Genomic DNA, 24,792 nt, shown 5'->3' with positions numbered 1-24,792 from the left:
CGGTCGCGGCTGAGTCCAGGGGGTGAAGCGGCGGCCGCGCTTTTTTTTTTTCAAAAAGGAATCGGCTGCTTGAAATTAGTGTTAACAGAATGTTCACAATTGTAGGAAATTGGCTTTTCAAAGATGAAGGGAATGGTCGTATAATAGAGTCCATATAGCGTTCCCTTTCAGGCACTGCCTTATTCTCAAGCATGTGAAAAATGTTACAATTGGATGGTCATGGATCTTCATGGACGATAAGCTTGTCAGAGAGACGGCTTGAAGAAGACGAACCTCCCATCGCTCGAAAAGAACAGGCAGCCGGCACAAGGGACATCTATGCAAAGTATAGGAGGACGTTTACTTATGTCACAAACAACGCAAACGATCTCGCGCGAATCACTCGATGTACTCGATCAATTGATGAAGCCCGAGGTCCAACAGTCGCTTACGGTGTTGGTCGACAACCTGCCGAAGCTGGCCGAAATGGTAACCCTTTTAACGAAAACGTACGATTTGGTGCAAAATGTGGCCACCGACCGCGTCCTGATCGACGATCTGAAGGGCGGCATGGAAGAATTCGTGAAGCCGATCCAAGAGAAAGTTAAGAGCGTAGCCGCGACCGCGATTGAAGCAAGCGACCGTGCGCAAGCGGAAACGGCGACTATCGGCTTGTTCGGTCTGCTTAAAATGCTGAAGGATCCGCAAGTGCAGAAGATGTTCCGTTTTGCCCAAGCGTTCCTGGAAGTATCGGCAGAGCGTCAGCAAAATCAGCGTCAATCTTAAGAAGCATCAATACCGGACGGAGGATAACTATGTCGAAGCAAATTTTGATTCTAGGCGGCGGATACGGCGGGTTGTTAACCGCGCTGACGGCGCGTAAATATATGACGGCGGAAGAAGCGACTATCACGGTCGTGAACCGATTCCCTTCTCACCAAATTATTACCGAGCTGCACCGTTTGGCTGCAGGCAACTTGAGCGAGCAAGCTGTAGCGCTTCCGCTCGAGAAGCTGCTTCGCGGTAAAAACATCGATCTGCGCATCGATACGGTCGAAACGATCGGACTCGACGAGAAGCGCGTGCTTCTGAAAAGCGGTAAAACCTACGAGTATGACACGCTTGTCATCGCGCTCGGCAGTGAAACGGCGTTCTTCGGCATTCCTGGCCTGCAGGAGCACAGCTTCACGCTGAAATCCGTTAACGACGCGAACCGTCTGCGTGCGCACGTTGAAGCGCGGGTTGAAGCTTACAAGCAATCGAAGAATAAAGCGGACGTTACGTTCGTCGTAGGCGGCGGCGGCTTGACCGGCATCGAGCTGGTCGGCGAATTTGCCGATATGCTGCCGGGTCTGTGTAAGAAGAAAGGCGTCGATTTCAACGACGTTTCGTTGTACTGCGTAGAAGCGGCCCCTTCGATTCTGATGGGCTTTGCGCCTGAATTGATCGAGCGCGCCCAAACAAGCTTGCAAAAGCGCGGTGTGCAGTTCCTGACCGGCGTGGCGATTACGGAAATGACGGAGACGTCCGTTTCGTTGAAAGACGGCAGCGTCATCGAGACAAGCACGCTCGTATGGACGGGCGGCGTTCAAGGTAATTCGGTTGTCGCAAACTGCGGCATCGAAGTGAACCGCGGCCGCGCAACCGTGACCGAATCGCTCCAATCGACGTCGCATCCGGACGTATTCGTGGCCGGCGACAGCGCGGTTGTCATGGGCAAAGAAGGCCGTCCATACCCGCCGACAGCGCAATTGGCTTGGCAAATGGGCGAAACGATCGGTTACAACATCTTCGCGTCGTATAATGGCGCGCCGATGCAGTCGTTCGAGCCGGTATTCTCCGGAACGCTCGCGAGCCTTGGCCGCAAAGACGGAATCGGCACAATCGGCGGCAACCAAACGAAATTGAAAGGCTTGCCGGCGACGTTGATGAAAGAAGCGAGCAACGTGCGTTACTTGTCGCACATCAACGGACTGTTCACCTTGGCGTACTAGAATCATCGATCGGGCAGGCCCTGCTTCTCTGCATATAGAGAAGCGGGGCCTTTCTCTGTTTAAAGGAACGTTAAGAGAACAGGGGATGAGCGTCACCGGCAGAAAGGATGTTCGGGATGTTTGGGTAACTTATCAATTTCAGACAAAACGATGTCAATTCAATGCATTGCTATGAGCTGTAAAATTATGTACTCTGAGGATGTGATTATCAATTCAAATATGGGGCTTGCAGCCGCGGGCAATTCGGACTCAAGCCTGGCAGCCAAATCAAGAGGAGGAGAGTCAAGTTGTCTTCTACAAAGACCAGAAGAGACTACAGTGTCGTCGGTCCCGAGAAACAGCGGGCGTACGAAAGAGGGCTCGTAGCAGCCGAGTGGTATACAAGTCCGGTACCCCGTCAACGCCTGAAGGAGCTGATGAAGCGAAAGGACGGGCCGGCCATACGCGATACGCTAATTTGGTTCGGCTTGGTTATCGCTTTAGGGGTTCTGGCCTATTACAGCTGGGGCACGTGGTGGGCGATTCCCGCATTCGCGCTTTATGGCATCGTATACGCCACGCCTTCCGATTCACGCTGGCATGAGTGCGGTCATGGAACCGCTTTCAAAACGCCGTGGATGAATGAAGTCGTTTACCAGATCGCCTCCTTCATGGCCCTGAGGTCGGCAACGCCTAAGCGTTGGAGTCACACGCGCCACCATACCGATACGATCATCGTGGGCCGGGATCCTGAGATTGTGATGGAGCGGCCGCCGATTTGGAAAATCATTTTCATGCAAATCTTTCACTTATACGGAGGACCGCGCGAGTTCTACAAGTTTTTCCTCCATTGCTTCGGCAAGCTGGATAAAGAGGAACTGGAATATATTCCGACTTCAGAGTACCGGAAAGTCTTCCTGGAAGCCCGTATTTACCTGATCATCTATTTATCGGTTATCGCCTTGTGCATACAAATGGGCAGCATTTTGCCCGCCATGTTTATCGGCCTGCCTTCCTTTTACGGCATGGTTATCGTGCTTCTCTTCGGGATGACCCAGCACTTGGGCCTTCATGAAGATGTTCTTGACCATCGCTTGAACTCGCGCACGATCTATATGAACCCGGTTCTTCGGTTTCTTTATTGGAATATGAACTATCACATCGAGCATCACATGTTTCCGATGGTTCCTTACCACGCGCTGGCTAAGCTGCATGAAGAGATCAAGGCCGATTGCCCGCCGGCTTCCCGCAGCTTCCCGGCGGCGCTCAAGGACGTGGTCGTCGCGCTGATCAAGCAAGGAAAAGACCCTGCCTACACGATTGATCGACCTCTCCCGAGCACCGCTCGTCCCTACAAGTACGGCCATGATACGGGAACGATGGCTCCGGAACGGGTCGGCTAGCTCGCAAAGGGACGGCGGCAAGCAAGTTAAGCGGTATATCCATCAATAAATACTGAATTTCTGGAGGAATAGCTCTTGGCACTTAACGGTTGGATCGAAACCTGTGGAGTTAACGATATCGATAATGAGGACGTCATCCGGTTTGATCATGAAGATCGGACCTTCGCCATCTATCGCACGGACAAAGACGAGTATTATGCGACGGACGGATATTGCACGCATGAAAAATTTCATTTGGCTGACGGCCTTGTGATGGGCAGTACGATCGAATGTCCGAAGCATAACGGCAGATTCGATGTGACGACAGGCGAGCCGAAACGCGCCCCGGTTTGCGTCGCTCTGAAAACGTATCCCGTAAAAATTGAAGCCGATAAAGTGTTCGTCAAGATCGACTGAGGAGAGTGTGCTATGACTGATCTGGGGATGGTCATCGTTGGGGCCGGCGAGGCCGGCGCGCGGGCGGCCGCCGAGCTGCGCACGCAAGGATGGGCCGGGTCCATTACGTTAATCGGGGAAGAAAAGTGGGCGCCATATGAGCGCCCGCCGCTTTCCAAGGAGCAGCTGGTTGCGGAGGAGGAGCCGTCGCCGGTGTTTATTCTGAGCAACGAGATACTGGCCCGGCATGATATCCGCTTCTTGTCCGGGACGGCTGTAGAGCGGATCGACAGGGATCGTCATTCCGCGGTACTTGCCGATGGAAGGCAAATCCGGTACGAGCGCTTGCTGCTGGCTACGGGAGCGCGCCCGCGGCCATTTGCCGTCGAAGGCTCTGATCCATCGCATGTAAGCTATCTTCGCACCTACTCCGATGCGCTCGCGCTTCGTGCAAGGCTGCAAAGCGGTAAACGTATCGCTATCATCGGCGGCGGTTTTATCGGACTTGAGGTTGCGGCAAGCGCTGTGAAGAGGGGCTGCTCCGTGACCCTCATCGAGGTCGGCCCGCGCATTCTGATGCGGGGTGTTCCCGAGGACATTGCCCGCATCGTCGACGCGCGGCATCGTGAGGCCGGCGTCCGGTTTAAGCTCGGTACCGCTATTGACCGTATACAGCGCACAGGCAATGAGCGCAGCATCGTCCTTGCCGACGGTTCTATCGTCGCTTGCGATGAAATTATTGCCGGAATCGGGGCAATTCCCGAGACGACGCTTGCTGCCGCATGCGGCCTTGAGATCGAGAACGGCATACGAGCCGACGAGATGCTGGCCACGAGCGATCCGGATATTTACGCGGCGGGCGATTGCTGCTCCTTCCCGCACCGTCTCTATGGAGGCAAGCGCATCCGGCTTGAAGCGTGGCGCAATGCGCAGGATCAAGGGCTGCATGTCGCTAGGAATATGCTGGGCGCTGCCGAGCCTTATGCCGCCGTCCCTTGGTTCTGGTCCGATCAATACGAGCTCACCCTGCAGGTAACGGGGCTGGCGGATAGCGGCGAGAAAACCGTTATACGCGATATGGGCGCCGCAGGCAAGCTCTACTTCCATCTGTCCGGTGAAGGGCGGCTGGTCGCGGTCAGCGGCATTGGATCCCCGGGTATCGCGAAGGATATCCGTTTCGGGGAAATGCTGATCGAGCGGCAGGCTAGCCCCGAGCTTGACGCTTTGGCTAATGCTAACGTGAAGCTGAAGAGTCTGCTTCAAGCATGAACCTTACTACAGGAGCAGAAGGGGGAACGCTGCGATGACCGTGAATTTCTGGGAAGATAACCGGGAGCTCCTGTCCATGGTCTACAACGCCACGGCCGGCGCCAGTATATATCCCCCTGGCGGGCGCTGGGGGCCGCGTATTCAACCGAACCTGCAGTTCGTACTTGTCCATACCGGACACGCACATATCCATGTCGATGATGAGGCCTGTTTTGTGCCCGCCGGGTACGTGGCTTTGCTGCATCCGGGTCATCGTGAAATGTTTTATTTTGCCGACAATATGGAGACCCGGCACCGCTGGATTCATATTCAGCTTAACGAGTCTAACCCGGAGATTGGACAGAAGCTGGAGGGCCTGCCGAGATATATTCCGCTGTCCGATACGATGAACCACTTGACCGACGCCTTACAATCGTTAACCCATAGCTCGACGCAGGACAATCAGGATCAGCTGAGATGTACGCTGGCGGTGGCGGCGATTATGCTGTACCAGACGGAAAGTCAGAACGGATGGCTGGAGAAAGGGAAGCACCCCTCTGTCGTAAGAGCCAAAGCGGAAATTCACAAAAACTATGAGGATCCGTTAACCCTGCACCGGCTGGCGGCTATTTCGAATGTATCCGCCGAATACTTGATCCGGCTTTTTAATCAGTACGAAGGGGTTACGCCGATGCGTTATTTATGGAAAGTTAGAGCGGACCGCGCCCTGGAGCTGCTGCAAAGCACGGGCCTGACGTTAGATGAAATTGCGGAACAAACCGGCTTTAAGAGCACGTACCACCTTTCCAGAATGATTAAAAATTTCTCGGGAAAAACACCGACTGACATCCGTCGCAGCAGCTGGAGAGGTACACTCGCTGAGTGAACGGGTGCGTGTTGATACCGGATTGGGAGTGAACAGACGATGGAATTGAAGATGTACAAAGCCGTGTGGGGGATGCCGGGAAGCTGGGACTCGATGCTGAAGCAAATTGCGGAAGCCGGTTACAACGGGGTGGAATGCCCGGTGCCCGCCCCCGAGGACGAGTCGCACTTCAGGGAACTGCTGGATCAGTATCAGCTGGAGCTCATTGTGCAAGTGTATACGGAGGGGAATCACATCGCTTCGTTCGAAGAGCAAGTGCAGCGGGCAACTGCGTTCAAGCCTCAATTAATCAACTCTCATAGCGCGAAGGACTCCATGCCGTACGACGATCAGCTCGTTTTCTTCGAGCATGCGATCCGGCTTGAACGGCAGCTGGGCGTTCCGATCGGTCACGAAACCCATCGGGGCCGGGCGATGTTTACGCCATGGAGCACGGCCCGCTTGCTTCGGGATTTGCCGGACCTCCATCTTGTAGCCGATTTCAGCCATTGGTGCTGTGTCTGCGAGTCCATGCTGCCGGACCAAGCGGATAACTTGTCCCTCGCGATGCGTCATGCCATCCACATTCATGGCAGAGTCGGTTATGAGCAGGGGCCCCAGGTGCCCGATTTCCGTGCGCCTGAATACAAATATGCTTTGTTGAAGCACGAGCAATGGTGGGACGAAATTTGCGCCCGTCATCAATCCGCCGGACGTCCGATATTGACGTTTACACCGGAGTTCGGACCGCCGGGATATATGCACACGCTGCCGTTCACCCGTCAGCCTGTCGTTGATTTATGGGAAATATGCTACGCGATGGGCCAACGGTTCCGTGATCGGTTCATGCGGCAATTCGGCTGACAGTTAAGCTGAACCTGACCCTGACCCAATAAACAAGGCCGGCCGGTGACACGCGCGACAAGCCATCCATCGCACAATCAGGCTCCGCTATGGATCGCGCAGGGCTTGGCCAATACGCACGTCAAAGAACCGTCCGGGCCGGACGGTTCTTTTAAGCTTGCGCATTTTATTTATTAAAGAACCGGTCGAATAGGCCCGCCGTATACAGAAGGACGAGCAGCGTCAGCAGCGGCGACACGTAGCGGAGCATGAACATCAGCAGCTTGTGTCCGAAGCCGTCGAGCCCCGCTTCCTTGGCGGACTTTGTCCACACATATCCGGCGAAGAGCGTGACGACCAAGCCGCCGAACGGGAGCAGCACGTTGGACGCCACGTATTCGATCAGGTCCATAATCGGCTTGCCCGCAATCGTAAAGCCGCCGAGAATGGCGCCGGCCGACAGTGCGGAAGGAACGCCGAGCACAAAGCAAGCGGCCGAGACCAGCGTCGTGGCTTTGATGCGCGACCAGTTCCATTTGCCCATCGCATAAGCAACCGGCACTTCCAGGATGGAGACGGCCGACGTCAGCGCAGCGATGGCTAACAGCACGAAGAACAGCCCGCCGAACAACTGGCCGAACGGCATCGCGGCGAAAGCGGCCGGCAGCGCCATAAATACGAGTCCAGGCCCCTGCGAGGGTTCAATGCCAAAGGCGAACGACGTCGGGAAAATAATGAGCCCGGCGATGAATGCGTAAATCAAATCCCCCGCTCCGATGGCCAGTGTAGCGCCCTTCAACGACTGACTCCTATGCGTGTATGCGCCGTAGGTGATCATGATCCCCATCCCGAGCGATAACGAAAAGAAGGCATGACCTAACGCCACCAGGGCGGATTCAGCGGTCAATTTACTAAAATCCGGCTTGAGGAAAAATTCGACGCCGGCCATCGCGTTCGGAAGCGTAAGCGAACGAATCATCAGTCCAAGCAGGAGGATGACGAGTCCGGGAATCAGCACTTTGTTGAATTTCTCGATTCCGCCGGAAATCCCTTTGCCCACAACCCAGCCGGTAATGATCATGACGACGGCTTGCCAGAACAGCGGAACGTACCCCGAGGTGAAGGATACGAAGCGCTCCTTATACATGTTGTCCGCATATAAGCTGTCGGTGAACGACAGCGCTGCATAGTGCATCGTCCATCCGGCTACGACGGCGTAGAACGTCATGATCATGAACGAAGCGAATACCGAAACAAAGCCGAAAGCGCCCCATGTTCTGGATTTCGACAAGAGGAAGAACGACGACGAGGCGTTCCCGCGTCCGCTGCGCCCGATCGTCATTTCCGCGATCAGAACCGGAAGGCCGACAAGCAGCAAGCACACGATAAACAGCAGGAAAAAGGCCGCCCCTCCGTATTGTCCGGTAATATAGGGAAACTTCCACATGTTGCCGAGTCCGACAGCGCTGCCGATGGCGGTTAAAATAAAGCCGGACGAGCTAAAGCGGTCAGAAGATGCGGGCTGGTTGTCTAAAGAGGGGGAAACCTTGCTTTTTTTCACGTCATTAACCCTGCTTTCTTTCTATAAAATTAGAATCCTGTTAATAGCAACAACAAATATATTAACCAATGGCGCATTAATTGAAAAGTAAAAAATTATGATTACCATTTATTCGTCCCAGGAACCATTGATATGGGGTTTCATTCCAATAAAATCTTACATAATTATCCAAGCTGACTCATCAGCGGAAAAGGGGAGACCTCAAGATGAAGATGATGGGATTCCCGAACCGCGCGCTGCTGCAGTTGGGCGGCATTACCGTTATCGTGTACGTGGTTTCGTAGGGTTGGGGCCACGACCTGTTCGGCGGCTCGTTCGTCGTGGAGCGGCCTGATACGGTCTTGGTTGATGGGGCATGATCTGCGGATGACGATGCTGCTCGTGCCGATGACCGTGTTCGTCTCGTGGAAGCTGACGCTCGCTTCGCTCGTGCCGCTGCCGTTCACGGCGTTTCCGGTCCGTCTATACGGCGGTTGGATTTCTAACCGGTTCATGGCTGCGCAGAATGCTTTCGATGATGGGAATGAAGGGGGGGTGGAAGCCGTTTCGGGCATTCGGTCATACGGCGCGGGCAGCCGGGAAGGTGGACAGTTGTCCTCTTGTGCCCGGCCGAGGGGAGACGAAGGATCGTTCGTCCTGACCGGACCGCCTTGCTCCTGTCCTCCCCGGACTAACGCTCCTGCTCCTGCACCGATAAGGTAAACGTGGCGCCGCAGCCGGGACAGTAAGCCATATGGACGCATTGATGCCGTTCGAGATCGGCGAAGCCGTTCGTCAGCTTCATATCGTCGATCGATCGGTAAGGTGAATACGGATCGTCATAATCGCTCAGCCTCCCGCGGTCCTCCGCCGCTTGACGGCAGGACGGGCAGCTTCCTCCCAGCGCCTCCAGACCGTTGCACACGCTGCAAACATAAGAAGACAACGCCAACACCTCCACCCCTATAATGCCCGGATTTGATGCAAAAGTTGTAAATGCAATGAAATTGTACAAGCCATTTCAGCAAGCCGGGGCATGTTCGAATATAACGCTTTATGTTAGAATAAGGGCATGAATCTTGGGGACTTTTGGCAGGGGGAAGGAGACCGTTCCATGCGTTATCGCAGCCTCTTAGGGCCTATGGCGGGCATCGTCTTGCCGTATGCGGCGTATTTGCTGTTACGCAGTCATGCTTCCATCGACGGGCATTTCGCCATGCCGAGGGGGCACTTCTATATCGTCAGCGCTGTAGCCTGCTTGGCTCTGGTGATCGCTATCGCTGTAGGCGTCGCCGGCAGCCGGCTGCGGAATATTAAAGTGAGCTTCTTGGCGTTATCGTTCGTCTCCATAGCCGAGTTGTTTATGGTTCATGGCTTGTCGACGCCCAATTTCATCCTTCACGCCACTAAACTGCCGGGCATAGCCGCGCAAATGAGTGTCTTGCTTGCCTCCTTCTGGCTGTGGCTGTCGGCATTCTCCACCGATCATCGTCTCGTGAGGGTTTTGTCCAAGCACCAGTCACGGCTTATTCCGGCTTGGACGGCGGCGCTTGCCGTCATGGGCGTGACAGGCATGCTGTTTCCGCACACGGCCGCGTTCATTCCGCTGAACGTCCATCCGCTGAACGGGGCGATGGTCGCCCTCACGATCGCCTTGAACGGGATCGTCATGTACCGCTATTATCAATCTTACTTGTATTCGCGGTTTCCGCTGCAAATCGCCATCGTATACAGCTCCGGCTGGTTAATCGTGGCCCAGCTCATTATGGTGACCGGCGAGATATGGCGCGCGAGCTGGTGGCTGTACCACTTCCTGCTGCTTGCTTCCATGATCGTCATGGTGGCCGGATTAATCCGCCAGTATGCATCCAACCGGTCGTTGGCCGATGCGATTCGCGCTTTGTACACGAGCGACCCGATCGAACGGATTACCGGCAGCATCTCGCCCAGCGTGAAAGCGCTTATGGCCGCTACCGAACAGAAGGATCCGTATACGGCCGGACACAATTTCCGGGTCACGATGTATGCCCTGAAACTGGCGGAGGAGCTTCAGCTTCGGCCGGACGAGCTGCGCGCTCTGGCGCAGGGTACGATCGTCCACGACGTCGGGAAGATCAATATTCCCGATGCGATTCTCAACAAGCCGGGACGGCTGACGCCCGAGGAACGAAGCGTGATCGAGCTGCATCCGGTGAGCGGCTACGAGATGTGCCGTACGCTCGGTTTTATGCAAGAAGAGCTCGGCATCATCCGCTGGCATCATGAGAAATGGGACGGCAGCGGCTACCCCGACCGTCTGCGGGGAGAACAGATTCCGCTGATGGCGCGCATTGTGGCCGTGGCCGACGTGTATGACGCGCTAACGTCGAACCGCGCGTACCGGCAAGCCATGTCCCATCGCGAAGCGATGCGGTTCTTGAAGGATTGGCGGGGGACGCATTTCGACCCCGGCTGTGTGGACGCGTGGGTCCGCTTATGCGAACGCGACGCCAGCGTGTATCAGTATCCGTCTCAAGTCGTAACGGAAGAAAAGACGGTTCCCGTGCTTTGACTCCCGGCCCGGGCTCCATACTCCCGCGCTGCGCCTCGCTCCCATTCGGGTGCGGGGCTCTTCAGGTTCAGGGAGTCCCGGATCAGAGGTTGTTCGCTTCGAGCAGCTTGCGGATAGCCGCATTGAGCGTGCCGGGGTCGGGCGTCGAGACGGCTTTGTCCGAGAGGCCGTATTTCTTTTTTAGTGCGAGAATGCGGGAGACGCTCGTATTCAGGCGTTCCTCCGTCAGCGTGCCGTCCGCCGCCGCCTGCTTCAGCGCATCGAGGACGTGCAGCACGCGGTCGGCGCCGTGGGCGACCATGACCAGATCGCCGCCGGCCAGGATGGTGCGTACGGCCGCTTCGCCGATGTCGAAGTGTTTCGTGATCGCGCCCATCGTCAAATCGTCGGTCATGACCACGCCTTGAAACCCGAGCTCCTGGCGAAGCAGTCCGTCGATAACGGGCTCCGAGAAGGAGGCGGGGGCGGCGTTATCCAGTGCCGGTATCAGCAGATGGGCGACCATGACCGCGTCCGCGCCTTCTTGCACCGCACGCCGGAACGGAAGCAGCTCCAGCTTGCGCAGCTCCTCGAGCGGCTTGCTTACGACCGGCAGCTCCAGATGCGAGTCGACCCCCGTATCGCCGTGACCGGGAAAATGTTTCACGACCGGCACGACGCCGGCCCCCTGCATGCCTTTCATCGCCTGCGTGCCGAGGTCGGCTACGAGAGCGGCGCTGGCGCCATAGGATCGCGGACCGATGACCGGGTTGTCCGGGTTGCTGTCCACGTCGAGCACCGGGGCGTAATTCATGTTCATCCCCAGCAAACGCAGTTCTTCCCCGAGCAGCTCCCCGATACGCTTCGCCAGCTGAGGATTGTTCGCCTGCCCGATGTGACGGTTGTCCGGCAGCGCCGCGAAGGCCGCAGGCAGCCGGCTGACGGCGCCGCCCTCTTGATCGACGCTTAAGAAGAGCGGAGCGGCATTCGACCTGTTCGCCGCCTTCAAGGCGTTGAGAAGGCCGATGGTTTGCTCCAGCGATCCGACATTGCGTTTAAACAGAATGATTCCGCCGATATGCCGGTTCGCAATCAGCTCGCGAACCGGCGCGTCCAGCGTCCTCCCCTCCAGACCAATCAGCAGCAGCTGTCCGATCTTCTCGTCGGTGTTCATCCTTTGGATTTGTGCATGAATCGGGTCGGGCGTCGCGGCGGGAGGCGGCGGGACGTCGTTCTGCGGGCCCGTGCACCCGCCTGCCAGACCGAGGCACCCCAAGAGAAGACCAAGTCGATAAAAGTGACGCCATTGCCGCAAAAGAAGCCCTCCTTTTTAGGCCGCAGCCTATTTCAACCTACCAACCAGTATGCCGTAATTTTCCTGCAACCATGCTTCAGCTTCGTCCCTGCCGGATGCCGGCGAAACCATTTGACGGCATGACGCGGCATCGCCTACCTGGCTTTTCTGCGGAATCCATCCGTTTACCCCTAGACGGAGAAGGAATGTACGAGGTTGCGGTGTTCGATCTTGAAGCCCAAGCGATTTTCTTTTTTGTGCCGTTCCCGTTATTTGTTAAAATGGAACGTATAAGGATGATGTGTTGGTTACGGTTTCTAACTAGATCTCGGAAAAAAGAGGTGGCCGTCATGCCCGATTGGTCGTATCAAACGATATTTCGCCCGCTGCTGTTCCGTCTCCCGTCCCGGCTGGCACGCGAGCTGACTCTTCGCGCGATGGGGCGGCTGAGCCGGTTGCCCGGAGGCGCCTTCGTTATCCGCACGTTAGGGCATATGGAGCCTTCGCCGCTGCTGGAGAGCCGCGTAACCGCGCTAACGTTCCCAACGCCTGTCGGATTATCCGGCAGCTTGGATCCGGAAGGGACGGCTCACAAGGCGATGTCGCAGTTCGGCTTCGGCTTCATGGAAGTGGGCCCGGTGACCGTTTCATCCGTGCGCAGCGGCCAGCCGATTGTGCGCGAGGCTGCCGCGGAATCGATCGTCTATCCGGCGTACGCGGAGAACCCCGGCCTGAAGGCGGCCGCCCGCCGAATCGCGAAACCGGGGCACACGCTGCCGCAGTTGGTGCGCATCGCGCCGATGCCCGGTACCCGCGGCGAGCGGGCGCTCGAAGAGCTGCGGCTGCTGCGGGCGCGATTGGCCGAGGCTGGAGCGGCGGGCTTTTACATCGATGTGCTGCGGGACTGCGAAGGGACGGAGGAGGCGCTGGCGCTGCTGGAGCGCATCCCGGGCGCTGCGGAGGCCGGCCGGCCTCTGTTTCTATATGTTCCGCTCGACTACCCGAACGAGCAGTTGGAGCGGCTGCTGGAGCGGCTGGATCGATCGGCATGGGCGGGCATCGTTGTCGGGGAAGCGCTTCCCGCGGCTGGCGGCGGCGTCCGTATCGGCAAGGCGTGCAAAGCGGCGGCGCTGGAGAAGCTTCGGGCGATCCGCCGTGTGCTCGGCCCCGGCTCAAGCTTCGACCGGTTGGGCAGCCGGGACGTGAACGGATTTGCCGTGAAAGCAGCGGGCGGGGTGCACGAGCCGCAGGATGCGGTCGACCTGATGCGGGCTGGGGCGGATTACGTGCTGCTGCACAGCGGTCTGGTGTACGCCGGACCGGGCTTGCCCAAGCGGGTGAACGAGGCGGTTCTCTACGAGAAAATCCGCGGGGAACCCGAGCCGTTGCCGCCGTCGTTCTGGAAGCATTGGGGCTGGATGTGCCTGCTGGGGCTGGGGATGATCTTCGGCGGTATTCTGGCGTGGCTTGTGGCGACGACGACCGTGCTGCTGCCTTACGACGAAGCGTATTTAGGCATGGATCTCGAAGAATTGTCGCGGATCAACGCCAACCTTCTGCACTTCATGTCGCACGACCGGATTACGCTGGCGGGGACGATGATCTCGATCGGCATCCTGTATTACCAAATCGCCGCGAACGGACTCCAGCACGGGCTGCATTGGAGCAAAACCGCTTTGGCGGTTTCCGGCGTCGTCGGATTCTCGAGCTTTTTCTTATATTTGGGCTACGGGTACTTCGATCCGCTTCATGCCATCGCGGCTGCGGCGCTGCTTCCGATGTTCGTCTTGTCCATGCGGAACAATCCGGACCGGCCTTACCGCAAGCCGGTGAACAGGCGCAATGACCGCGTGTGGCGGCTGGCGATGTGGGGGCAACTTTGCTTCGTCGTACTGGGCTTCGCCCTCGCAGCCGGCGCCATCACGATCGCCGTTGTCGGCATGACGCAGGTGTTCGTGCCGGAGGATTTGGCGTTCATGCAGGTTACGCCGGCCGAGCTTGAGGCGGCCAATCCGCATCTCATTCCGCTCATCGCGCATGATCGCGCCGGCTTCGGCGGAGCGCTGCTGTCCGATGCGCTGGCGCTTCTTATTATGGCGCTCTGGGGCCTGCAGCAGGGCGAGCGTTGGCAGTGGAAGACGCTGCTTGTGGGCGGGGCTCCCGGGTTTATTGCGGGCTTCGGCGTTCATCTCGGTATCGGATACACCGATTTCTGGCACCTGCTGCCCGCGTTGTTTGCTTTGGCACTATATGTCGCCGGACTGATTCTGCTTTATCCATATCTGATGAGAAGCCCGCAGACGCAAGACGCTTAACCGAACGAAAGCCAAGGAGAGGGTGCTTATGGAACAGACGCAAGTCAAAACGCTGGTGACGCGTCCGGCTTTTCAAGCGGTCGGTCTGCGCTGGGAGGGCACGTTCGCGCAAGCGGGCGCCGGGGAGATACGCGGGCTTCAACGGGCGCTGCAGAGCAGACTGAACGAAATTCGCTATGTCGCGGACCCGGCCGTGCTGTTAGGTCTGTCTTATCACGTCACGCCGGCAAGGGACAGCTTCACCCATTATGCGGCCGTGGAGGTCGAGCGGGCGGAGGACGTTCCGTCCGGGATGACCCGGCTCTCCGTCCCTTCACATACCTATGTCCAGACGGAGCACCGCAAAGGGCAGCAGATCGAACGGTCGTACACCGGCTTATTCGCCTGGATCGAACGCGAGGGGTACCGGACCGTGCCCGGAACGCTTACTCACTTCGAGCTGTACCCGATGCGTCAGGATCCGTACGACCCCGATCCGGCGTTTACGATTTTGATCCCCGTGGAGCGCGTTTATTAATGGATGAGCTTGCTTTCGCGGGCTTTATTCACGAGCTTCGCCGAGGAGGCGTTGATCCATTCCTTCAACGCAAGTCCGATCAGCAGGGCGATGGCGGCGTAGAGCGCCAGCATCCGCAAGTCTTCGAACACGAGCTCCCACAATATACCTCCGACCGCTTCCCGCATCAGCCCGATCGCATACGTAAACGGTAGGAACGGGTGAATCGCTTGGAAAAAGGGCGGCGTCAGCTGCACCGGAAAGGTGCCGCCCGACCCGGCAAGCTGCAGCACGAGCAGCACGATGGACATCGCCTTGCCGACGTTGCCGAACACCGACACAAGCGTGTACACGATCAGCATGAACAACGCGCTTAACACAAGTCCGAACGCAATGAACCAGAACGGATTGGCCGCGTACGTGTGCAGCAGGTACAGATCGCCGAGCGTGACGAACAAGGATTGCGGCAGCGCGAACGTCAGAAACGTCAAGTAGCGGCCTAAATAAACCTCGCGGCTCGTATAAGGGGCGGCCTCACCGGCGTGAAGGTCCACCGACAGCAGCGAGACGAGCAGCAGCGCGCCGACCCACAGCGACAGCGTCGTGAAGAAGGGCGACATGGCGGAGCCGTAATTCGGAATCGGGAACAATTTGTTTTCTTTCAAAATGACCGGTTCGGCGAAAAATTCGCTCTCCTTCTGCGCGTCCAGCTTCAGCAATCGCAAAATCTCGCCCAAATTCCCCTCCCGCTCGAATGCGCGGACCCGATCGGCCAGCTCCTTGATTTTCGCTCCGATGCGCGGCAGCGCTTGTTGAACGGCAAGCAGCTCCTCGCGCCCGGTTGCCAAGCCGCGGCTGGCGTCGCCTACGATGCGCGTCACGTCGGGCATGCTGCTCTGCGCCTCGATGAGCGCGTCGTGCGCCTTACGCGCCGCCGTTTTGGCGCGTTCTACGCCGTCCGCGATGCCCGGGGCGATTTCGCCGTCGTAGCGCTCCAGCACGTCGCCCAGCACCGCGGAGACATCCCGGGACACGCGCGCCAAGTCGTTCACAAGCGCATCCGCAGGCTTGGCGCCTTTGGCGATCGCGTCCGCGATGCGGCCTACGATCGCGGTCTGCATCTGCAGGCTGCTTTGCAGCTGCTGCAGCTTTCCCGCGGCCCACGCGGAGCCCTTGCCGCCGGTCAGGCCGTTCAGCCGCTCGAACAGCGTCAGCATGCGGGAGGTCACGTCCCCGGCGACCGTCAAGCGATGCCTGACGCGTTCCAGCTCGGCCTGTAAGGCCGCCGGATCGAGTTTGGCGTCCTGCAGCAGCCCGGTCAGCTGCTCGGTGGCGATCGCCGCCTGCTGCAGCAGGAACAGATCGTGCTTGATGCCGGGCGCCAGCGAATTGAGCGCCTCGTCGCTTCGTTCGAGCCATTGGCCGAGCTGGGCGGTGACGGCTTGACCCGTATCGGCCAGCTTGGCGACTTCGGGCAAGTACGATTCCGTTCGGCGCACGATGTCCTGCGCCTTCTCGATATCGGCAAGTCCGGTGCCGACGGCCTGTTCGACTTCGGGAAGCAGCGCCTCTACCCTGAACAAGACGGTTTTCGCCGCTTCGATCGTCGGCAGTCCGCGTTCCAGCTCGAGCCCGACCTTATTCATGATTTCGAAGATGGCGCCGTTCGCCGTTTTGATGAAGCTGCGGCTGACCTCTTCCAGAATGCCGCTGGCGCCCTTTGACGTAATCTTCGGAGCAATGGCGTTGATTTTCTCGTTGACGTCGTAGACGATCTCCGCTTTGCGCGGCGATTCGGTCAGCACGGACGCGATACGCTCGGAGAAGTCCGGCGGAATCGTCAGACTGGCGTAATAATCGCCGCGTCGCACGCCCTTCATCGCCTGCTCCGCTTCGACGAACGTCCAGCCGATGCGGTGATCGGCTCGCAGCGAGGCGACGATTTCATCCCCGATGTGCAGCTCGCGGCCGTTGACGGTCGTGCCCAGATCCTGATTGACTACGGCGATCGCTAGCGAGCCGGTGTTCGAATAGGGATCCCACGAGGCCAGAATATTGAACCAAGCGTAGAGCGAAGGCAGGAATATCAGTCCGAGGACGATGACCGAAGCGGCCCAGTTGCGGCCGACATTTCGCATATCTGTGGCGTAGATGGACCAAATTCGCTTCATGGCTACCTCCTGGACGTTATTGCTTCGTATTCGTGATACAAAATATCGTCTTTTCAAGCGGCTGCTTTGCTTAAGACTTTCTAAACGGGGGAACCCTCATGGATAATTTAAGAACCATTTTGCAAGAAAGTGGAGTTCAATTTGAAATGATTCATCACGAAAAACCGATTCGTACTGCACAGGAAGGTGCGGATTATTTTGGAATTGAAATAGGTCAGACAGCACCTACATTAGTTCTCAAGTCAGAAAAAGGCTACTTTGCGATGATAGTTTCTGGAAGTCGCGGGCGTGTAAATTTAGAAGAAGTGTCGGGAATTTTAGGATGCAATCAATTGAAAATGGCAACTCCAAAAGAAGTCCAACAGATAACCGGCTGCACGGTTGGCAGTGTCTCTATAGTGCTTTCTTTGCCTTGTATCGTAGATCGAGGACTTTTCCGCTATCCATTTATTTACGGTGGTACGGGAGAACCGACATCGACGCTGAAAATTGTCCCAAATGCTTTAGAAAAAATAAATCAAGTTGTTGCTTTTTTGGATTAAGGTGAGAAAATTTATGTCCATAAATGCCAGTGTTCCCGTGTTGAAGGCCGAGTATCCAAGGCCGGAGCCGACGGCAACTTTTTACATGGACATCCGGTATAGCGGGGAGTAAACTCGGTTTTATTCGAAATCAACCTATTCGGATAGACAATATATAAATGAGCTGGATCCCATGGAGAACAACCTGATCACGGCTTTTCAGACGAACGGGGTTTCTTTAGCGGTTTCCTTGGCGGTCATCGGCTTGCTTATGCTTTAGGCCGCAGACGCCTCGGTTTCGGCTATCGGGTATGGATCGCGCTCGGACTCGGTTTGGCCGCCGGGATTTTCTTTAACTCATACAAGTTCGACTTCAAGAGTGTCAGCACGATCGGCAGCAAGTTACTTAGGGGAGTCTTTGCCGTTGGATTGGCGGCAGCGGCAAGGACTTCTGTACAAAATAACTGATTTTGTGAACATGTCCGAGGGGTTTTCGGACAAGGTTAGGTATTAATCGGGAGAAAATAGGAGAAAACCGGACTTCGGCTCTATTGAGAATGGTACAGAAAACTGAATTGTTCCACGGAAGCAAAATCGACGAATACAGCCCAAAACGGGTGAATATGGAGGTTGAATATGTCGGGTGAAATGGAATGGCTACAGATTGAAATTAACCGGCTGAAGGCGTGTTTGGAGCTGGCACACGCCGGAATAGATACGGCCATGAATATGATGAGGAGCGAGGATCCGGACTTGGTGAGGATCGGCGCAGTAATGATACTGGCACGGGTATCGTCTACAGAAGCGAATTTCATCAAGACGGAACAAATCCTTCGAGAAGGCGCGGCCCGACGTAGCCGCACCCATTAGTCATTGTGCCCCGTCCTAGCGGCGGGGTATAATTGTCTCATAATCTTGCCCGAAGGTAGGTTGAGACATGGGTAAAAGTGATAACCGGGGTTCGGAAAACATCAGTAATAACCAAAGTGAAAGTTTACCAACTGTCAAGCAAGTCGCAGCGAATGCCGAAGGCGAATTCAACCGCGAAGCGTTTAACCGCGACGAAGAAGACGAGCTTGAGCTGAGTAACGTCTCCTAAGCTCGAGGAATAAGACCGAAGGTCCAAAGCGGCCGTCAAATAAGCCCACAAAGAAGACCCTCGCTGCAAGCGGATGGCGATCATCATCTGCTTTGCAGCGAGGGTCTTGTCTTGTTTGTTGTGGTTAGTACCGGATGCTGACGCTGTGCGTCTCCGGCACGTACTCGACTTTAGCTCCGAGCACCTCCGACAGCAGCCGGACCGGAATCATCGTATGATCGTTCATCAGCTTGGCGGCCGTCCCGGTTACGTACTCCCGGCCGTTGACGGCATACGCGCCGCGAGTCGTGTAGAAGGTGATCGTTCGGTCCTTCTTCGTATAGATGGCCGCCTTCTGCGCGTCATCCCACGTGACCGCGGCGCCAAGGGCGGAAGCCAGATCGCGTACCCACAAGTAGGCAGAGCCGTCGACCACGGCCGGGGCCACATGCATATCAAACGTCACGCCGTCGAGCACGTACTTGTCTCCGTTCAGCGCGAAGGAAACCGTGTGCGCCGCGTCGCCTTGAAGCTCTGCCAGCTTCTTGTAAGCCGCGGCATCCTGGTGAAGCTTCTCCTTGCCTACAGTTGGAACGGGCTCCGTCCGGAAATCCCACTTCCGCTCGAAGGTGCTGACCGTCCCATTGCGGCTGGCGGATAGTTTCACATAAGCCGTATAGGCGGAATCCGGCTGCAGAGGCTTAACCGGCGTCAGAATCACTTCCTGCTTCAGATGGTTGTCGTTCTTCGGCGAATTGCGCAGCAGCTCGACCGGTTGACCGGCGGCGTCCGTCAGTTTGGCATCCAACAGCGTTACTTCCTCCAGGTCGGCGCCGGTCAACCGGGCCAGAATCGGATATCCGACCGGATACGAAGCGGTAGCGGTATGCATGCGGATCGGATCCGGGACTTCATTGCCTTCGAACGCAACCGGGACGTATTTGTCCCCGGGAGCAGGCGTGACCTGCAGCTCCATCTGGTTCTCGTCTTGAAAGCCGAATTCCAGTACGACGATCGGACCGGCGACCGCAACTCCGACCTCCTTGACGGTTGCGTACAAGAACGGAATGCGGTGATACGGGGCGTCGAACAGTCCGTCGACGGATTCGACAGGCGTCCCGTAGTTATAGGATACGTCCTCGGCTACTCCCTCGTAATAACCGGCATAGACGGCGCGTTCGCCCGGCGTGCTGCCGGTATACCCGGGCACCGACTTGCTTTGGTCATGCAGGGACACTTTGTTCGGGTCGATCTGGTTGACGTGCAGGTATTCGGCGTGCATCTTGGCGGCCATCGTTAAATGGCGGTTGATTTGCAAGGGCGGCAAGCCGTACAAGGTCCGATAATCGTTGACGGCTTTCACCAATTCCAGCTGCTTGTCCGAGTAGTCGGACGGAGGCTCATCGATGGCGAGCGGGGAAACTGTAAATGTCCATTGCTGCTCGATCGGCTCGTATCCCGTGAAATTGACGGAAACTTTGACGGTATGCTCGCCGACGGATAAGTTGCCGGCCGGCGTATAGCGGTAGGACATGGATTTCGGGTCGAACGTTCCTTGTACCTCTTGACCGTCCAGCTTCAGCGAAATGTCATGCAGCATCGTGACTTCGGTGTCCGTTATGGCAAACCCGACGGTCGGCTTCTTCAGACCAACGGTTCCTTTCGGATAGGCGATGTAATAGAACGTTTCCGCCTTGACCTGGGCCGGGGCGGGAACGACTGCGAATAAAGCGAGGGCGATACCAAAGACGAGCAGCAGCTTCAATGAACGTAACATCGGTTTCATGTGAACCTCCTGTGTGACTGGCTTCATATGTTGTTATCTATTCGCTTTTCTACGCAAAAACCCCTTTTATCTCCTCATAAATTAGGAATAAAGTCGGGGGTTGCCGGGGGATTCGGAGTTGGGAAGAAGAGTAGGCATTTATTGCATTGACAAGGCTGGACGTCAAAAGGTATATTAAAAACAGCTAGATAGTTAGATATTTATCTAAATATTTAACTTTAAATTGCAAGAGAAGGTGTGCCGATGTCGATCAATCAAGCCTTTAAAGCGTTATCCGACCCGACTCGAAGGAAAATCCTCGACCTGCTGAAGGAAAAGGATTTGACGGCCGGCGAGATCGCCAATCAATTTCAGATGACGAAACCGAGCATCTCCCACCATCTGAGTTTATTGAAGCAAGCGGATCTGGTCCGGGACGAACGTGAAGGCCAGCATATTTACTACTCGCTGAACACGACGGTATTTCAAGATTTGTTGAAATGGGTGCTGCAATTCCAACAACTACCGGAAGGGAAGGATCATCATGAATAAACCATGGTTTATTTGGCTGCTTCTTGCGGCGTCTATTGTTGCCGGCATTGTTCTGTATCCGTCGAGGCCGGATCTCATGCCGATTCATTGGGGCGTTGACGGACAGCCGGACAACTATGCGCACAAGGCGGTTGCTTTGTTTCTCGTCCCTGGCATTTTGATCGTTGTCCACAGCTTGCTTACGTATTTGCCGAAATTGGATCCGAAGAAAGAAAACTACGGCAAATTCCAGTCTTCGGTGAATGTGATCCGGAATGTGATTATGATCGGGCTGCTGGTGCTGCATGCCTTTACAATTGCTTACGGATACGGATTCACCTTCAATATGAACTATGTTGCGCTGCCGTTTGCAGGAATTGTGTTCATCGTCCTGGGCAACTATATGCCGCGGTTCAAAACGAATTATTTCATGGGCGTCCGCACCCCCTGGACGCTTGCGAGCGAAGAGGTTTGGCGTAAAACCCACTATTTGAGCGGCAGAGTATTTGTGGCAGGCGGCGTACTTCTGCTGCTAAGCGTTTTCCTGCCAGACGCTGTGAAATTCGTTTTCTTCATCGGACTCATCGCTTTGACGACGATCGTCCCTTATCTCGGGTCCTATATGTATTACAGAAAGTCAAGAGGCTAGCAGATCTGCCGGCCTCGACCCGGGTTCATTGGCGGAAGGTGAAGCAGAGAAGCCCGCAAACCATCAGCGCCCGTCCGGCGGGTGCCCGCCAGTAAATGCGCGGCAGAAAGGCCATGCTCTCAAGTCGATCGGACTTGATGGGGCATGGCCTTTCTGCCGCTGCGATCAGCGTTCGGCGCCAGTGGCGGGGCACGCGCGGCCGGGTGTGTATTGACCTTATTCCACTATGGATTTATACTAAATCTAAATATAATCAGAGGGAATGAACGCTAATGACCAAGCTCAATTTAACGACGCAGCGTAAAGCGATCTATGACATATTGCAGCATAGCGACGATCACCCGACGGCGGCGGAGGTGATCGAACGGCTGCGTGACAAAGGCCATAACTTTGCTTACGGCACCGTATATAACTCCCTGCGCTATTTGTCCGATATGGGGTTGATTCGCGAGCTGAAGCTCGGGGAAGCGGCCAGCCGATATGACGCCCGGACCGACGATCATCATCATATCTTATGCAAGCGATGCGGCCGCGTCGATGAAGTGTTAGCCCAGACGCCTGCCGCCTGGGTTCAGGCGGTCGAGCAGGAAACGGCGTACTTGGTCGATCATTCGCACGTGGTGTTCGAAGGGGTGTGTCCGACATGCAGAAAATCGACAATTCATTCATGAAGCGGGCGTCGCTGGACATCGGGCATCCGGGGTTCAAATCACCGGGCCAAACGGCAGAAAAGATGGGGCGACCCGTCGAAACAGCCATTGGCGCTTATTGCAGCGAAACGCAGCGGGTTGCGGTCATCAGTCTGTTCCCCGAGAGGCTGCGCGGACTGGTTGGCGAACTGACGGCGCGGTGCCTGGATGTGCTCGTCTTTCACCGCTTCGATCCGGCCGTCATGGACGGACTGCCGCTCGAGCTGGTCGTCATTGACGCAGCCGCGGCTGCGGAAGCGGGCGAGCTGGCCGAGCTGCAGGCGGCCGTCGCCGATACGCGCAGCCGCGCGCGCTTCCTGTGGCTCGTGCAGGAGAATGCGCCGGCTGCGGATTTGGCCAATGCCGAAACGATCGTTTGGCCGATGCCGCTTTCCGATGCCGTACAGTGGGTGGAGGAGCTGCTGTCGGCGGCGCAAGCCGAAGCCGTGACGACGCCGGTTGCAACCGCTAATGGTAACAGCGCCGTCTACACGTTTAAGGATTTGACCCTCGATCCGAAGAAGATGACGCTTTCCCGCGGCGGCAAGCGCGTCGAAGTCACGAAAACAGAGTTCGAGCTGCTGCTTCTGCTGATGCAGGAGGGTGGAGCCGTTCTCACCCGCGAGGAAATTATGGATCGCGTCTGGGGCAGTCAATATTTCGGCGGCAGCAACGTCGTCGACGTGCATGTCAAAAGCTTGCGTAAAAAGCTCGGCGATCCCGCCGCGGCTCCGATCTATATTGTCACCGTACGCGGTGTCGGCTACCGGTTGGCGGACGAGTAATCGTCCGCTAACGCTTGTTAGCAGGATCTTCATCCTATCTTCATGAAAACATCATCTTTCCTTCATGAACGGACGGGTATTCGATGGTATTATCAATTTATAGATTTAGACTGAGTCTAAATATAAAAGGAGGTTGGAACCATGAACACGCAACAACCTGGACTAACTTCGAATCAAGGCTCGCCTGCTGCAGATCACTGTAATTTCTACCGGGCCGATTCGGGATAAAGTGTGCCATTGGCCGACGAACGGGGTATCGATATCGGAAAGCCGTATGACACCGGGAGGGTAACAGCAATTGCGAATGGAAAGGCGGGATACCATGAACGTGACGATCGAAGAAGCGGTCGAGCGCTTGAAAGCATCCGGTATCCGGATGACGGCGCAGCGTGAACTCATCTTGGATTACCTGTATGCCAGGTTGTCCCATCCTTCGGCCGAGGAATTATATGAAGCCATTTATGCCGATTATCCTAGGGTCGTCAGCATTACGACGATTTACAAAAATATGCGGGTGCTGCGCGATTTGGGCTTATTGAAGGAGTTTTATGTACGTCAAACCGGAATCGCCCGTTACGACACGAACGTGCTTCCGCATCATCATCTGTATTGTGTCCGATGCGGAAGGGTGACGGATTATACGGGGGCGCTGCCCCTGCCGTCCATCGAGGTGAGTCCGGGGTTTCAGGCGCACAGTATTTTCCTGGAAGTAACGGGTACCTGTAAGGCATGTGCCGTCCTGCAGCGGCCGGAGCGAGGCATTGCGATCTAAGAAGCCGATTTGAAAAATAAGAGGAGGAATTTTAAATGAGAAACCAACTGACGGATATGATCAACAAACAAATTGCCAACTGGACGGTGCTGTATGTAAAGCTGCACAACTATCATTGGTATGTGAAGGGTCCGCAATTTTTTACGCTGCATACGAAGTTCGAGGAACTGTACACAGAAGCTGGGCTGCACGTCGACGCACTGGCCGAGCGGTTACTCGCCTTAGGGGGCAAGCCGGTTGCAACGATGACGGGGAGTCTGGAAATCGCATCGGTCCGGGAAGCCGCCGGAGAGGAATCGGCCGAACAGATGGTGGAGGTGATCGTTAACGATTTCAGCCTGATTATCGGCGAATTGAAGCTGGGCATGGAATACGCCGAATCGATTCAGGACGAGACGACGGGCGATTTGCTGCTCGGTATTCACTCGGCGCTTGAGAAGCACGTTTGGATGTTAAATTCGTTCTTGGGCAAATAAGCTTTACTGTTTGACGGGGGCGAGCCCCGCAGCCAGCCGTAAGCGAAGCCGATTTCATCGTGCTCCGCTTACGGCTTCTTCATTTCGTACCAGGTCCGATAGGCTTCGATGTTGTCCGGGGAATCGTCGGAGGCGTCGGACGTTCGGAAATAGCGGGCGAAGTAGGCGGCTTCCGCCGTCTCCGCGTTGCCGTCGCTGTTCACCGTGAAGTGAACGTAGGACACTTCCAGCTCCCACTTCACGGAATGGGCGGCTTCGTTGACGTGCTCGACAGTGGCGAAAGCTTTCACCCGCTCAAGCATCGCTTCGAGCACAGCCGGGTCCGGCAACCCTGCCGTGTCGGCCCGGATGGTCAGGTTGGGGCGCGTGAATGTAACGTGAACGCGCTGCACCGATGGACTCAGCTGCCGCAGATCTTGGCGCAGCTCCTTCACGGCAGGGGTAGACACGGAGTGTGTCACGCTGCACCCTCCGAGCATCGCTGACCCTAGGAT

General features: G+C 56.4%; 26 protein-coding genes. 19 read left to right on the top strand and 7 right to left on the bottom strand.

Annotation, left to right across the window (positions count from 1 at the left end; translation table 11 throughout):
- The first annotated feature begins 345 nt into the window (after positions 1-345).
- The 7 genes from FKP33_RS10180 to FKP33_RS10150 all read left to right on the top strand — a co-directional run bounded on the left by FKP33_RS10180 (position 346) and on the right by FKP33_RS10150 (position 6,707).
- Positions 346-765 (top strand): helical membrane plugin domain-containing protein, encoded by a 420-nt coding sequence (locus FKP33_RS10180; RefSeq protein ID WP_054797213.1) that lies wholly within the window; start codon positions 346-348, stop codon positions 763-765.
- 29 nt (positions 766-794) lie between these two features.
- On the top strand, positions 795-1,973 hold the full coding sequence (locus FKP33_RS10175) for an NAD(P)/FAD-dependent oxidoreductase (RefSeq protein WP_127605171.1): 1,179 nt from the start codon (positions 795-797) through the stop codon (positions 1,971-1,973).
- A gap of 287 nt (positions 1,974-2,260) precedes the next feature.
- A complete protein-coding gene (locus FKP33_RS10170; protein WP_127605169.1) occupies positions 2,261-3,355 on the top strand; it encodes a fatty acid desaturase family protein in 1,095 nt (364 codons plus the stop codon).
- 75 nt (positions 3,356-3,430) lie between these two features.
- Entirely contained in the window at positions 3,431-3,751 is a 321-nt protein-coding gene (locus FKP33_RS10165; RefSeq protein WP_127605167.1) for a MocE family 2Fe-2S type ferredoxin, read from the top strand.
- A gap of 12 nt (positions 3,752-3,763) precedes the next feature.
- Positions 3,764-4,999, top strand: a complete 1,236-nt coding sequence (locus FKP33_RS10160; protein WP_141334855.1) for an NAD(P)/FAD-dependent oxidoreductase — start codon at positions 3,764-3,766, stop codon at positions 4,997-4,999.
- Positions 5,000-5,033: 34 nt separating this feature from the next.
- Positions 5,034-5,864 carry an AraC family transcriptional regulator gene (locus FKP33_RS10155; protein ID WP_141334853.1) on the top strand — a complete coding sequence of 277 codons (831 nt, stop codon included), beginning with the start codon at positions 5,034-5,036 and terminating at the stop codon, positions 5,862-5,864.
- Between the two features lie 39 nt (positions 5,865-5,903).
- Positions 5,904-6,707 (top strand): sugar phosphate isomerase/epimerase family protein, encoded by an 804-nt coding sequence (locus FKP33_RS10150; RefSeq protein WP_141334851.1) that lies wholly within the window; start codon positions 5,904-5,906, stop codon positions 6,705-6,707.
- A gap of 166 nt (positions 6,708-6,873) precedes the next feature.
- On the opposite strand, the gene FKP33_RS10145 is transcribed toward FKP33_RS10150, so the two are convergent.
- The 3 genes from FKP33_RS10145 to FKP33_RS10135 form a co-directional block, all read right to left on the bottom strand.
- Entirely contained in the window at positions 6,874-8,247 is a 1,374-nt protein-coding gene (locus FKP33_RS10145) for a sodium-dependent transporter (protein WP_141334849.1), read from the bottom strand.
- A gap of 164 nt (positions 8,248-8,411) precedes the next feature.
- Positions 8,412-8,741 (bottom strand): hypothetical protein, encoded by a 330-nt coding sequence (locus FKP33_RS27085; protein WP_181410109.1) that lies wholly within the window; start codon positions 8,739-8,741, stop codon positions 8,412-8,414.
- Positions 8,742-8,917: 176 nt separating this feature from the next.
- On the bottom strand, positions 8,918-9,172 hold the full coding sequence (locus tag FKP33_RS10135; RefSeq protein ID WP_127605157.1) for a hypothetical protein: 255 nt from the start codon (positions 9,170-9,172) through the stop codon (positions 8,918-8,920).
- A gap of 168 nt (positions 9,173-9,340) precedes the next feature.
- Between FKP33_RS10135 and FKP33_RS10130 the strand changes: the two genes are divergently transcribed.
- Positions 9,341-10,777, top strand: a complete 1,437-nt coding sequence (locus tag FKP33_RS10130) for an HD-GYP domain-containing protein (protein ID WP_141334845.1) — start codon at positions 9,341-9,343, stop codon at positions 10,775-10,777.
- Between the two features lie 82 nt (positions 10,778-10,859).
- Here the strand turns inward: FKP33_RS10130 and nagZ are convergent, their stop codons facing one another.
- Entirely contained in the window at positions 10,860-12,071 is a 1,212-nt protein-coding gene (gene nagZ / locus FKP33_RS10125) for a beta-N-acetylhexosaminidase (RefSeq protein WP_141334843.1), read from the bottom strand.
- Between the two features lie 329 nt (positions 12,072-12,400).
- On the opposite strand from nagZ, the gene FKP33_RS10120 reads away from it, so the two are divergent.
- Together FKP33_RS10120 and FKP33_RS10115 are read left to right on the top strand one after the other, a co-directional pair.
- Positions 12,401-14,365 (top strand): dihydroorotate dehydrogenase, encoded by a 1,965-nt coding sequence (locus FKP33_RS10120; RefSeq protein ID WP_141334841.1) that lies wholly within the window; start codon positions 12,401-12,403, stop codon positions 14,363-14,365.
- A 28-nt stretch (positions 14,366-14,393) separates the two neighbouring features.
- A complete protein-coding gene (locus FKP33_RS10115) occupies positions 14,394-14,882 on the top strand; it encodes a GyrI-like domain-containing protein (protein ID WP_141334840.1) in 489 nt (162 codons plus the stop codon).
- On the opposite strand, the gene FKP33_RS10110 is transcribed toward FKP33_RS10115, so the two are convergent.
- Entirely contained in the window at positions 14,879-17,032 is a 2,154-nt protein-coding gene (locus FKP33_RS10110) for a YhgE/Pip domain-containing protein (RefSeq protein ID WP_127605147.1), read from the bottom strand. The genes FKP33_RS10115 and FKP33_RS10110 overlap by 4 nt on opposite strands.
- A 98-nt stretch (positions 17,033-17,130) precedes the next feature.
- Here FKP33_RS10110 and FKP33_RS10105 point away from each other — a divergent pair, with 98 nt between their 5' ends.
- From FKP33_RS10105 to FKP33_RS27080, 3 genes are all read left to right on the top strand, one after another.
- On the top strand, positions 17,131-17,574 hold the full coding sequence (locus FKP33_RS10105; RefSeq protein ID WP_141334838.1) for an aminoacyl-tRNA deacylase: 444 nt from the start codon (positions 17,131-17,133) through the stop codon (positions 17,572-17,574).
- Positions 17,575-18,189: 615 nt separating this feature from the next.
- Positions 18,190-18,423 (top strand): hypothetical protein, encoded by a 234-nt coding sequence (locus tag FKP33_RS10100; RefSeq protein ID WP_181410108.1) that lies wholly within the window; start codon positions 18,190-18,192, stop codon positions 18,421-18,423.
- 67 nt (positions 18,424-18,490) lie between these two features.
- On the top strand, positions 18,491-18,652 hold the full coding sequence (locus FKP33_RS27080; RefSeq protein ID WP_181410107.1) for a hypothetical protein: 162 nt from the start codon (positions 18,491-18,493) through the stop codon (positions 18,650-18,652).
- A gap of 124 nt (positions 18,653-18,776) precedes the next feature.
- Here FKP33_RS27080 and FKP33_RS10095 read toward each other — a convergent pair whose 3' ends face one another.
- On the bottom strand, positions 18,777-20,417 hold the full coding sequence (locus FKP33_RS10095; protein ID WP_054798513.1) for a stalk domain-containing protein: 1,641 nt from the start codon (positions 20,415-20,417) through the stop codon (positions 18,777-18,779).
- Between the two features lie 249 nt (positions 20,418-20,666).
- On the opposite strand from FKP33_RS10095, the gene FKP33_RS10090 reads away from it, so the two are divergent.
- From FKP33_RS10090 to FKP33_RS10065, 6 genes are all read left to right on the top strand, one after another.
- Positions 20,667-20,948 (top strand): autorepressor SdpR family transcription factor, encoded by a 282-nt coding sequence (locus tag FKP33_RS10090; RefSeq protein ID WP_174817556.1) that lies wholly within the window; start codon positions 20,667-20,669, stop codon positions 20,946-20,948.
- Entirely contained in the window at positions 20,941-21,576 is a 636-nt protein-coding gene (locus tag FKP33_RS10085) for an SdpI family protein (RefSeq protein WP_141334834.1), read from the top strand. Before FKP33_RS10090 ends, FKP33_RS10085 begins: the two co-directional genes overlap by 8 nt.
- Before the next feature lie 272 nt (positions 21,577-21,848).
- Positions 21,849-22,247: a Fur family transcriptional regulator gene (locus FKP33_RS10080; protein ID WP_054798516.1), complete on the top strand. Its 399-nt coding sequence runs from the start codon at positions 21,849-21,851 to the stop codon at positions 22,245-22,247.
- The gene (locus FKP33_RS10075) at positions 22,220-23,050 is read left to right on the top strand and encodes a winged helix-turn-helix domain-containing protein (RefSeq protein ID WP_141334832.1); all 831 of its coding nucleotides are present in this window, start codon (positions 22,220-22,222) and stop codon (positions 23,048-23,050) included. Before FKP33_RS10080 ends, FKP33_RS10075 begins: the two co-directional genes overlap by 28 nt.
- Before the next feature lie 322 nt (positions 23,051-23,372).
- Positions 23,373-23,822, top strand: coding sequence for a Fur family transcriptional regulator (locus FKP33_RS10070; RefSeq protein WP_054798661.1), 450 nt, complete (start codon positions 23,373-23,375; stop codon positions 23,820-23,822).
- 35 nt (positions 23,823-23,857) lie between these two features.
- Positions 23,858-24,298, top strand: coding sequence for a Dps family protein (locus tag FKP33_RS10065; protein ID WP_127605140.1), 441 nt, complete (start codon positions 23,858-23,860; stop codon positions 24,296-24,298).
- A gap of 68 nt (positions 24,299-24,366) precedes the next feature.
- On the opposite strand, the gene FKP33_RS10060 is transcribed toward FKP33_RS10065, so the two are convergent.
- Positions 24,367-24,759, bottom strand: a complete 393-nt coding sequence (locus FKP33_RS10060; protein WP_141334830.1) for a hypothetical protein — start codon at positions 24,757-24,759, stop codon at positions 24,367-24,369.
- Positions 24,760-24,792 lie beyond the last annotated feature (33 nt).

This window comes from Paenibacillus sp. tmac-D7 (assembly GCF_006519665.1).
Classification (GTDB): Bacteria; Bacillota; Bacilli; order Paenibacillales; family NBRC-103111; genus Paenibacillus_G; species Paenibacillus_G validus.
The sequence above is the reverse complement of the archived record's forward strand: the minus strand, read 5'-3'. Positions and strand labels throughout refer to the sequence as shown.